This window comes from Acinetobacter sp. UBA6526 (assembly GCF_002434875.1).
Lineage (GTDB): Bacteria > Pseudomonadota > Gammaproteobacteria > Pseudomonadales > Moraxellaceae > Acinetobacter > Acinetobacter venetianus.
Genome location: NZ_DJLC01000195.1, coordinates 10,767 through 22,337, shown reverse-complemented (window position 1 = coordinate 22,337; position 11,571 = coordinate 10,767). Strand labels below are relative to the sequence as shown.

Annotated in this window: 11 protein-coding genes; 1 reads left to right on the top strand and 10 read right to left on the bottom strand. The window is 39.2% G+C overall.

Annotated features, from left to right (window positions below):
* The 10 genes from B4237_RS13330 to B4237_RS13285 all read right to left on the bottom strand — a co-directional run.
* Positions 1-560, bottom strand: a 560-nt coding sequence (locus B4237_RS13330) for an acyltransferase (RefSeq protein WP_286943537.1), incomplete at its 3' end; no start/stop codon positions are given.
* Positions 550-1,152 (bottom strand): IMPACT family protein, encoded by a 603-nt coding sequence (locus B4237_RS13325; protein WP_278596048.1) that lies wholly within the window; start codon positions 1,150-1,152, stop codon positions 550-552. The genes B4237_RS13325 and B4237_RS13330, both read right to left, overlap by 11 nt.
* A gap of 92 nt (positions 1,153-1,244) precedes the next feature.
* Positions 1,245-2,432, bottom strand: a complete 1,188-nt coding sequence (locus tag B4237_RS13320) for an HlyD family type I secretion periplasmic adaptor subunit (RefSeq protein ID WP_007479993.1) — start codon at positions 2,430-2,432, stop codon at positions 1,245-1,247.
* Entirely contained in the window at positions 2,429-4,570 is a 2,142-nt protein-coding gene (locus B4237_RS13315; RefSeq protein WP_278596049.1) for a type I secretion system permease/ATPase, read from the bottom strand. The genes B4237_RS13320 and B4237_RS13315 overlap by 4 nt, the downstream gene beginning before the upstream one ends.
* Positions 4,567-6,102 (bottom strand): TolC family protein, encoded by a 1,536-nt coding sequence (locus B4237_RS13310; protein ID WP_007479991.1) that lies wholly within the window; start codon positions 6,100-6,102, stop codon positions 4,567-4,569. The genes B4237_RS13315 and B4237_RS13310 overlap by 4 nt, the downstream gene beginning before the upstream one ends.
* Before the next feature lie 307 nt (positions 6,103-6,409).
* On the bottom strand, positions 6,410-7,156 hold the full coding sequence (lptB, locus tag B4237_RS13305) for an LPS export ABC transporter ATP-binding protein (RefSeq protein ID WP_004880651.1): 747 nt from the start codon (positions 7,154-7,156) through the stop codon (positions 6,410-6,412).
* Complete coding sequence (gene lptA / locus B4237_RS13300; RefSeq protein ID WP_061525394.1) at positions 7,156-7,704, bottom strand: lipopolysaccharide transport periplasmic protein LptA; 549 nt, start codon at positions 7,702-7,704, stop codon at positions 7,156-7,158. The genes lptB and lptA overlap by 1 nt, the downstream gene beginning before the upstream one ends.
* Positions 7,688-8,239 carry an LPS export ABC transporter periplasmic protein LptC gene (lptC, locus tag B4237_RS13295; RefSeq protein ID WP_278596050.1) on the bottom strand — a complete coding sequence of 184 codons (552 nt, stop codon included), beginning with the start codon at positions 8,237-8,239 and terminating at the stop codon, positions 7,688-7,690. The genes lptA and lptC overlap by 17 nt, the downstream gene beginning before the upstream one ends.
* A 38-nt stretch (positions 8,240-8,277) precedes the next feature.
* Positions 8,278-8,817, bottom strand: coding sequence for a KdsC family phosphatase (locus B4237_RS13290; RefSeq protein WP_278596051.1), 540 nt, complete (start codon positions 8,815-8,817; stop codon positions 8,278-8,280).
* A 3-nt stretch (positions 8,818-8,820) separates the two neighbouring features.
* Positions 8,821-9,798: a KpsF/GutQ family sugar-phosphate isomerase gene (locus B4237_RS13285; protein WP_278596052.1), complete on the bottom strand. Its 978-nt coding sequence runs from the start codon at positions 9,796-9,798 to the stop codon at positions 8,821-8,823.
* A 267-nt stretch (positions 9,799-10,065) separates the two neighbouring features.
* On the opposite strand from B4237_RS13285, the gene cysS reads away from it, so the two are divergent.
* A complete protein-coding gene (gene cysS / locus B4237_RS13280) occupies positions 10,066-11,487 on the top strand; it encodes a cysteine--tRNA ligase (RefSeq protein ID WP_278596053.1) in 1,422 nt (473 codons plus the stop codon).
* The last annotated feature ends 84 nt before the right edge of the window (positions 11,488-11,571 follow it).

The window sequence follows — 11,571 nt, the reverse complement described above, 5'->3', positions numbered from 1 at the left end:
TCAACATTTTTTGTGACCATACTATTCATTCCAACAACCGCATGATCACCAACCTTCACACCATCCTTAATGCCCACATGAGCGCCTAACCATACATCACGCCCAATCTCAATACCTTTAGAGGTGACGGGTTGTTGGTAAATCGGGCGATCTAGTTCCACACCATGATCAAATGCATATAAATGACTATATGCAGCTATACGAACTTGATCATGTAACTTAATTCCAGTCCGCCCACCATCTAAAATACAGTGATGATTAATTGCAACTTCATTACCAATCTCTAAAGGGCCATGTAAGGTACAATCGGCAGCAATAAAGGTATTATCACCAATCGTTATTTTCCGTCCACGTTCAGCAAAAATATGCGCGAGCGGTGAGATAAAACAGTTCTGACCAATCTCTACTGTTTCCATTTCCATTAAATAGGCTTGGTACTCAGCTTGCCAAGCTTCAGCCCATTCACGATGTTTGAGTTTTAAGGTCCAATACAACCACGGCATATAATTCAAGCGGTGTTTATGCTGTTCACGATATTTTAAAAGTGGATCATGCGTCATGTGTTTGATCCTCTACAACCTTGATTTCTTCTCGTCCGCGAGTCACATCTTGAAGTTTCAATTTCAAAGGATCAATTTGATGTACCTGAACCCTTGCCTCAACCATAACACCAGTCTCTGTATAATGTTCTTGAAACTCAATTTGTTGCTGCGTAAGCTCGTATTGGATAATCGCCCACTCATTAAATAAGCAGCTAAATACAATTTCCTTTTTCTGAATCAGTTCAATTTTTTCAACCAACATTAAACATTGACCTGCACAACCACCATAGGCACGAACTAGCCCGCCAGTGCCAAGTTTTACACCACCATACCACCGATTAACCAACACAATTACATTAGTCAGTTCATTGCCTTCGATCGTCGCTAGAATTGGTCTTCCTGCTGTTCCAGAGGGTTCACCATCATCATTAAAACGAACATGATGGCCAATCTTCCATGCCCAGCACTGATGCGTAGTCGAGATATCTTTGGTTTTTTCTAAAAAAGCTTTCACTTGTTGTTCATTTTCAACAATCTCAGCAATTGCCTGAAAACGACTCTTTTTAATTTCTTCTTCAAAAGTAACCGTGTTCGCTATGGTGAAAGGCATAAAATAAAAAATAAGTATAAAAAGATAATTATAACTTTATCGACTGAAATAAAAAATCCTCGCATCATGCGAGGATTTTTTCATAAGCAAAATTAACGCTCTCGGAGTGCTTCTTTCGCCTTATTAAATGGTTTAAGTAAATAATCCATCACGGTTTTTTCACCAGTACGAATATCAACTGTAGCAACCATACCCGGTGTAATACCGAATGCTTTACCTGATTTGTTAAACAATTTATCAGAGTCCGTACGGATATATACACGGTAATAGAACTGATCTTGCTTTACTTCATCTCGAATCGTATCTGGGGATATAACCGTTACCTTTCCGTTTAAACCACCATAAATCGAATAGTCATAGGCCGTTACTTTCACTAAGGCTTCTTGACCTGGACGAATGAATGCAATATCACGCGGAGAAATTCGTGCCTCAATAAGTAGCTTGTCTTCTAGCGGTACAATGGTCATTAACTTACCATTTTGGGGAATTACACCACCAAGAGTGGTTACATCAATTTCCTTAATAACCCCTCTTACAGGCGCTTTGAAAACTGCACGTTGTAGACTGTCACTACGCCCCATAACAACTTGTTGTTGCGTTTGAATATCTGTATTCGCCTTGGACAATTCTTCACGAGCTTTTACATAATATTGGTTACGCGTGTCGTTCATTTTGTTTTGTAAATCATTTGCTTCACGCTTTAAACGTAAAACCTCGACTTCACTCGCAGCACCTTTAGCAACAAGAGGTTCTGTCATCACTAATTCTTGTTGAACCAGTTGCAGTGCTTGTCGATAACCTTCTAATGATTGCTCTAAGTTCTCGCGGCGTGAGTGATAAAGTGCCGTTTCTTCTTTAACCAATTTTGGTTCTTTTAATACATCATCAGGAAAAACCAAAGGTGTTCCATTCACTTCTGCACGTAACCGAGCTGCTGTAGCTTGTGCTGAAACCAGTAAAGATTTCGACTCACCGACATTAGAAGCAAAACGCGTTTGATCGAGCTGAGCTAGGACTTGACCTTTCTGAACGATATCACCTTCCTGCACATCGAGCTTAGTTAAAATACCACCTTCTAAAGACTGAATAATCTGTTCTTTGGAAGATGGAATCACCTTCCCTGTACCCGTAGAAACTTCTTCTAAATTAAAAAACCATGCCCATGCCAAGAAAATTGCCAAACCAATACACACAATCCAAATGACAAGTGTTGCACGCGGTAAAGCAGGTTCTCTATAGGTCACATTCATTGAACGGTTATTGACTGGTTGTTCGCTCATGAATCTTCCCCTTTAATAATTTGTTTTTGTTGACCTGCTGATTGATTTAATACTTGTTCACGCGGTCCATCCATAACGACTTTTCCGTCATTCATTACAATAATACGATCAACTAACTCTAAAACAGCACGGCGATGCGTTGCCACAACCAACGTACGATGAGCTAACCAACCTTTTAAATGATCAATTAATTGTTTTTCAGCAATATCATCAATTGCCGCAGTAGGTTCATCCAATAACAAGATATTTGGTTGACGAATTAAAAGACGTGCTAACAGTAATGCTTGCTTTTGACCACCTGAGAAACCTACCCCCCCCTCAAGTACCAAGTGATCTAGACCTTCTTTTTTCTCCTGCACAAATCCTAAAGCACCTGTCACTTTTAACGCTTTTAAAATATCTTCATCACGTGCGAGCGGAGCGCCTAAAGTTAAGTTTTCACGAATTGTGCCGTAGAACATATGCGCATTTTGGTTTAACAATGCTGCGTCACGACGTACATCCGCAGGATCAATTAAGCTAATATCTAAATTATCTAAATGTACAGAACCACTTGCTGGTGATTGCATACCAGCCAAGAGTTGCAACAAGGTCGATTTACCTGCCCCATTTCGACCTAAGATTGCTATTTTCTCACCAGCTTTAATTTTCAGCTGACGAATTGCCAAGATCGGACGAGAGTCCTCCTCCGTATATTGGAACATCACATTTTTGAGTTCATAGTCGCCATTGAGGACTTCTTTATGTACGAGATGTGCTTGATCGGGTTGATCAACTGGCTTTTGCATTAACTCATCAAGACTTTTCTTCGCCACTTTAGCTTGCTGTAAACGTCCTAAAATCCCAGTGATTTGAGAAATCGGTGATAACATACGTGATGATAAAATCGAACAAGCAACTAAAGCACCCGTTGTCATTTCACCGTCCATTACCGCAAAACACCCAACTAAAACGACTGCTGCATAAGTCAAACCTTGAATTTTTTGTGTCCATGCTGTCAATATGCCAACGATCTTACGTTGCTGCATACTAATATCAGCAGATACTTCATTCATGTGATTCCATTGGTTTTGGAATCGCGATTCAGCTCTTAATAACTTAATGTCCTCAATACCTTGAACAGCTTCAACCAAGATCGCATTACGAATCGAAGATTCGCGCATCCCTTCTTGTGCAAGTTCTGCTAGTTTCTTCTGTACCAAAATACCCGGCAAAATCATGAGTGGTACAACCAGTAACATTACCCAAAATAAGTTACCACCAATAATGGCGAATATGACTAAGAACAGAAAGAAGAATGGTAAATCTGCAATTGCGCCCATCGTAGTTGAGGTTACAAGATCACGTACACCTTCTAACTCACGGATCTGAGAAATAAAGGTTCCTGTAGACTTTGAACGTTCGCTATTTTTAATTCTCAGCGCATGACCAAAAACCCGATCTGAAATTCTTAGATCAGCACGTTTACCAATAATGTCTGAAAGATAAACACGGGCAACACGCAACACGAACTCAAATACAGCTGCAATTAATACACCACCAGCCAGAACCCAAAGCGTCGGTACTGATTGTGAAGGTACAACTCGGTCATAAACTTGCATTGAGAAAATAATCGTTGCCAGAGCTAAAATATTTGCCATTAATGAGGCAAACATAATATCGACATATCGCTTCCAATCTTGTAACACAATTGACCAGAACCAACTCGGTTCATACGGTTTGATGTATTCATCAATACGTGCATCTGGAACTGACTTTTCAGGACGCAGAATATATACATCTTTAACAATATGCTTGAGTGCACCAACCGCAAATTTCTGCGATAAACCCTGATCACCACTTAATTGGACACTAACATTTCCTTCTGAGTCAGCTTTATCAATAACACCGACTTGCCCATCTTTAAGCTCGATAATGACTGGCAAACGCCAAGGATTAATCACGTCATTTGTAAACTGAACCTTACAAACATTCAAACCTACCTGCTTGCTCATTAGCAGCAAGATGTCGTCTAAGTTTTGATTTTGATTCCAATCCAACTGTAATCGAACACGTTCTTCTGAAGGTTCTATTCGATAATGTTTGGCAATAGTTAATACCGCTTGTAACCACGGCTGATAGTTTATTTTTGTCATCATGGCTGAACTTCAAACCCCTGAATTGAAATATTATTTAAGTCGTAGGCTTGACGCGAACGTCCTGTGGTCGCAATGTATTGAGCAATACTGTTGTAAATATCATAACGTGCTGATTCTAATTCTGAATTTGCACCGTGAATTGCTTGTTCCGCATTTAATAAATCAACAAGTGAGCGTGTTCCTAATTTATATTGTTCCTGATAAAGCTCTCTCGTTCTTACCGTTGTAGCTTGACGGCTAATCAGCACCTGCATTTGTCGTTGTTTATTTTCGATCTGTTCCCGACTAGTACGAATCTGATCGAGTACTTGTAAATACACCGCATTTACCTGTGCTTTAGCAGCTTCTTCAGCAAAACTAGCGGCACGAATTTGGGATGATGTTGCTCCTCCTTGATAAAATTGGCTACTTGCTTCAAGCATAATGGCACTATCAAATCCGCCATCTTTATTGTTGTTTGGATTTACACCATGCAATGCCTGACTTAACTCACCTTTAACAGATAATGTTGGATATCGGCTTAATTGAGTCTGTTGTTTTTGTGAACGTGCAACAATGATACCAGCCTGTGCTGCGATCATTTGAGGAATGATATTGAATTGTGGTGCAGCGTAAAGATCTGATTGCTGAACTAAATCCTCAGGAATTGTCCATTTCACATTGCTGGCATCGAACCCAAGCAACGTCGTTAAATGCTGCTGATATTGACCCAGTAAAGATTGTTGGGCAATTAAAGCAGATTGTGCAGATTGTAAATAAGATTGAGCTTGTACTGGATCGGCTTGACTGCTGATCCCTGCATTGGCTCGTAAATTGGCCATTTCTTGAATGCGTTTAATCCCAATAATTTGCTGATCTGCAATTTGAATGAGCTTTTTATAACGTTGAATATTAATGATAGTCTGAGCAACATCGAGTGAAATATCATCAATCTTGACTAAAACATTGGCTTGCTCAACTGCCAATTTGGCTTGCTCTGTATTTACCCCAGATTTAACTTTGCCAAAATCATAAAGCATTTGGGTAGCATTTAAGGCGAGAACTTGCTGTCCCCTTGAGGTTTTCTGAGTTAGATCCCCAGTATTTACCCCCCCTGTTATTTGAGGATAATAACCAGCTTTAGCAACATCGATATTGGCATTTTGAGCAGCTAAAGTCGCAAGTGTTTGAGAGATTTCAGGATTTCGTTGTACAGCAATTTGTACAGCATCTTTCAACAACTTGCGCTGGCTCTGCCATAGTGCAGCAGGAACAACCTCAACTGGACGACCACTTCCAACAACAGGCAAAGCATTGGTTGATGGATTGACCGAAAAATTGCTTAATTGCTGCATATTTGCAGTTTTAAAATCATCACTACTTTTTGGAGCAATCAGCTGAGATAAGTTGTTTTTTAAGGAATGGTATTTTTCACTCGGTGTTGCAGCATGTGTGATCGGCACTGAAAACGTTACTGCATATATCACCCATTTGAAATCTATACATAACTTCCGTGTTCCATCATCTATATCTAAATCTTTTTTAATGCTCATATTCTTTTCAAATTGTTATGTTTTAAAAGCACATTCATTCTACTCATTTTTAAAAGAAAAACACTATGCTCTAAGGACTAATTCCCACTTACTTAACTGTTTGTTTTTTGTAAAATAGTTCACACTTTTTAGTTTATTTTTGATCCAAAATTGAAGTGTTATTTATTTCTAATTAAATTAAAATCAAATAGATAGGTTAAAACCCACTAGTTAAAAAGAATTATAAATCATGTATCTATACGATATCCCATTCATTTGTATAAATAAAAAAAGAACCCGAAGGTTCTTTTAAAAATCATGTCAAAGTTTAAACAACGAAATCATCACCAAGATAAACCTTACGTACTTGCTCATTATCCAAGATTTCTTGAGGCGTCCCTTCTGCAATCACAGAACCTTCACTCACGATATAAGCCTTTTCACAGATTGCTAAAGTTTCACGGACATTATGATCTGTAATCAAAACACCAATTCCACGATCTTTTAAGGTCTGGATAATATCTTTAATATCGCCGACTGAAATAGGATCGACACCTGCAAAAGGCTCATCAAGCAACATAAACTTAGGGTCTGCCGCTAAAGCGCGTGCAATCTCTGCACGACGACGCTCACCACCAGAAACACTCATGCCTAATGAATCTTTAATATGATTAATTTTAAAATCATTTAACAATTCAGTCAGTCGATCCTGACGTTGTTGCTTATTTAAATCTTTGCGTGTTTCCAAAATCGCCATGATATTTTCAGAAATCGTTAACTTTCTAAAAATAGAAGCTTCTTGAGGTAAATAACCAATCCCCTTGCGTGCACGCTCATGCATCGCAAGGTCAGATAAATCTAAGTTATCTAAATGAATCTCGCCCTTGTCCATGCGAACCAGTCCAACAACCATATAGAAACTTGTCGTTTTTCCCGCACCATTAGGACCAAGTAATCCTACAATTTGACCACTTTGCATCGTAAACGAAACGTCTTTAACAACCCAACGTTTACTATAGTTTTTCGCTAAATGTTTAATACATAGCGTTTGAGGTTGCTGCGCTGATTGATCCATTAATCACGTGCCCCTGGGAAACTTTTCGAGCTTGATGGTGGAATAATGATTTGAACACGATTTGATGAAGAACCTTGAGCTTCTACATCACCTTTATTCATACTGTATTTCAAACTATTACCACGAATGCTTGATCCATCTTGGGATAAATAAGCTTTCCCAGTCAATGTAATAATGCCTGAATCAGCGTTATAGACGATCGTTTGGGCCTCGCCACGCGCTAAACCTTTATTCGAATCAACTTGTTGCTGGAATTTAGCAAGCTGACCTTTAGCCGTAATCGTCTGAATTTCTTTTTTGCTATTCAACGTTGCAACAATCGAGTCAGCCTGTAGCTTCATCGTCCCTTGTTCAATCACAACATTACCCGTATAAGTCGTTATACCAGTCCGATCATTATATGTTGCACGATCTGCGACTAAAGAAAGCTGTTGGTTACGATCAGATGGTAAAGCGAAGCTAGAAGCAGAAGATAATGCAATCGCTGCAATGCATGTTGCTTGTTTTAGGAAAGTTGAACGATTTTTAGAATTAAGAATTTGGCGCATACTTTCCTCGAACTTTGAAAAATTCATATTGACCATTATTTAAATTTGCTTTGAGACCTTGGCTCACAAACTCAGAGTTTGGAGACTGAACAGTAACTTGATGCTGTGTTTCGAGTTGACCAGTTTTCGGATAACCCGTTAATTCATCAGTACGAAACTCTAATTTGTTGCCCTGTTCAGATAACTTAGTTGCAATCACATCACCTAAAAGCACAATCTTTGAATTATCATCATAACCATTTGCTTGCTTAGAATAGAAAGTCGCATCTGGTTTACCTTGCTTATACATCACAGCATTTAATTGATCTAAACGCGAAGTCTTTTGCTGCATGTCTTGCTGTAATTGTTTTATCTCAGCACGGATATATAAATTACCCTGCTCATCAGTTTGTGTAAGATGAACACCCTGAGCCGAATAAGTCATATTTTTTGCTGAATCTACATCCAGTTTTTTTGCTTTGCCACTGTAATAATAATAGCCGCCACTCAACGCAGCGACTAATATAGCGACAACATATAAAACTTTGGTATCCATAAACAGGGTTACCTAACCTTTGGGCAATTCATTCTATATTAATGTGGTGCAGCAACGTATTTTGCAAGTAGCTCTTGGTAAACACCTTTTGCCATTAACAACATATCGCATACTTCGCGGACCGCGCCACGACCACCCATTGCTTGAGTCACTAAATGCGCACGACGACGAACTTCTTCGTGTCCATTTGGTACGGTAATACTCATACCCGCAATTGCAAAAGCTGAAAGATCAGGCCAATCATCACCCATATATAGGCAGTCTTCAGGGAAAATATTCAACTGTGCACATGCTTCTTTCAATGCGACGCCTTTGTCTTCACGACCTTGAAAAACGAGATCTACACCTAAGTCTGACATACGTTTTTCAACAATATTACTTTTACGCCCAGTGATAATAATCACCTTCATACCAGCTCGTTGAGCCAACTTCATGCCCAAACCATCACGAATATCAAATGATTTAATTTCATCACCAGAGTTCGTTAGTGTTACAAAGCCATCGCTTAAGATTCCATCCACATCAAGCACTAAAGCTTGTAAATGACGTGCTTGTTCTTGTAAAGCATATGATGCCATGGCTTAATTTACTCCTGCCTGAATTAGATCATGCATACTAATGACACCAATGACTCTATTGGTTTCATCAACAACAACGAATTGATTAATTTTTCTCTCATGCATTTTTTCCAATGCTTCAACCGCACGGGCTTCAGGAGAAATCGTCAATGGATTTTTAGTCATCACCTCAGAAACAGGCAAGTTCACATCAAAACCTTGCTGATGATCAATCATTCGGCGTAAATCACCATCAGTAAAAATACCCAATAACTGATCTTCATCGTTCACAATCGTCGTTAAACCGAGACGTTTATCAGAAATTTCATATAACACCTTATTCATCGGGGTTTCAGATTTTACTTTAGGTAACTCTGCCCCTGTATGCATTAAATGCTTCACATGTAAAAGCAAGCGTTTCCCTAATGCACCAGCAGGATGCGAACGAGCAAAATCATCAGCGGTAAATCCACGAGCTTCCAACAAGGAAACAGCAAGTGCATCACCCAGAACTAATGTGGCTGTGGTACTAGAAGTCGGTGCTAAACCTAAAGGGCAAGCTTCATCTGCCGAGCCCAATGTTAATGCAACATCCGCGTTTTGTGGCATTGGCCCTTTATCATCACGACTAATCGTAATTAACGGCACGCCTAAATGCTTAATAAGCGGCATCAACATCATGATTTCATCACTCTTGCCTGAGTTTGAAATTGCAATCAGGACGTCACCACGCACCAGCATACCTAAATCACCATGCCCTGCTTCACCAGGATGCATGAAAAAAGATGGTGTTCCAGTTGAAGCAAATGTAGCCGCCATTTTACGGCCAATATGACCAGATTTGCCCATACCTGTTACAACGACACGACCTTTGCACTGCAATAAAATTTCACATGCACGATCAAACCGCTCATCAATCTGTGTTGCAAGCACTTCTATAGCTTGTTGCTCAATACGCAAAGTTTCCAATGCACTTTTCTGAAAATTTATAACTTGTGACATGTGAGTTTGACTCAAAATAATGCTCAACCTACTTAAGCGTAGATGATTTTAATCAAAAGAATTGCGGAGATTCTAGCATAAGTGTGCGTTATCCACGTTTCTAAATGTATAAGATTTCGTAGAAAATGGACGAACATTGAGCATCATTAGAAAGGTGAAATTATTCATAGACAACGATTACTCACATCTTTTTTTATTGATAACTTTATGAAATATGGTGCATACGTTATGATATAACGCTAATTTTGTAGAGTGTTTAAAACCCTTATGCAACCTTTTGTTCTATATAACTCTGAGCAACGAAAAAAAGTTGAATTTGTCCCACGTAAAGAAGGTCAAATCGATATCTATGTCTGTGGTATGACCGTATACGATTACTGTCACATTGGACATGCTCGCGTTATGGTTGCATTTGACTACATTATTCGATTTTTACGTAGCCAAGGCTGGAAAGTACGTTACATCCGCAACATCACAGATATTGATGACAAAATCATCGCACGTGCAAATGAAAACGGCGAAACGATTCAACAACTCACTGCACGCTTCATTGATGCTATGAATGAAGATGCCTCTAATTTAGGCTGTGTTGCACCAGATGAAGCCCCAAAAGCAACTGAATATATTGATCAAATGCAAAACATGATCAGCACTTTAGTTGATAAAGGCGCTGCATACCCTGCAACAAATGGCGATGTATATTTTGAAGTGACTAAATTTGATAAATATGGTCGCTTATCTGGTCGTAAACTTGACGATATGCAAGCAGGCGCATCTGAGCGTGTTGATGTCGAAGTAGAAAAGAAACATCCTTTTGACTTTGTACTTTGGAAACATGCAAAAGAAAATGAACCAGCTTGGGCTTCACCTTGGGGTAATGGTCGCCCAGGTTGGCATATTGAATGTTCTGCGATGTCAACTTGCTGCTTAGGTAATCACTTTGACATTCATGGCGGTGGCTCAGATCTTATGTTCCCTCACCATGAAAATGAAATTGCACAAAGTGAGGCATCGACTGGTGAACAGTATGTAAATTACTGGATGCATGTTGGTTTCATCAATGTAGATGGTGAGAAAATGTCTAAATCACTAGGCAACTTCTTCACTATTCGTGATGTGATGGAAAAATTCCATCCTGAAGTCATCCGCTACTTTATTGTTTCATCGCATTACCGTAGTCCTGTGAACTTTTCTGATGTCGCTTTAAAAGAAGCTAAAACTGCATTAAGCCGCTTCTATCATTCATTTAAAGCCTATCAGCAAGTGTACGGACAAAAAACTGTTGAAACTTTAGAGCAAAGTTTTGTTGAACGTTTCAATAACGCAATGCGAGATGATTTTAATACGGCTGAAGCAATGGCTGTGTTATTTGAATTGAACAAAGAATTAAATCGTGCCGTAAAAGAAGAACAAGCTGAGCAAGCAACTGTTCTCTATTCAACTTTACGCCAACTGACTAATATTCTTGGTTTGATTCAGCATGATGTAGATGAATTCCTCAAATCGGATATTGGTCAAGAGGCACTCACGCTTTCCGATACGGAAATTGAAGATTTCATTCAACAACGTGTTGATGCAAAAAAAGCCAAAGACTTTGCAAAGGCAGACGGTATCCGTCAATCTTTGTTAGACCAAGGTGTGGTTTTAGAAGATACTCGCCAAGGAACAATTTGGAGACGTGCTGATTAATTCAGCATTTAGCATATTAGAGAGTTGACAGTTTTATGAAACTCTCTATAATGCACATCCATATTGCGGGAATAGCTCAGTTGG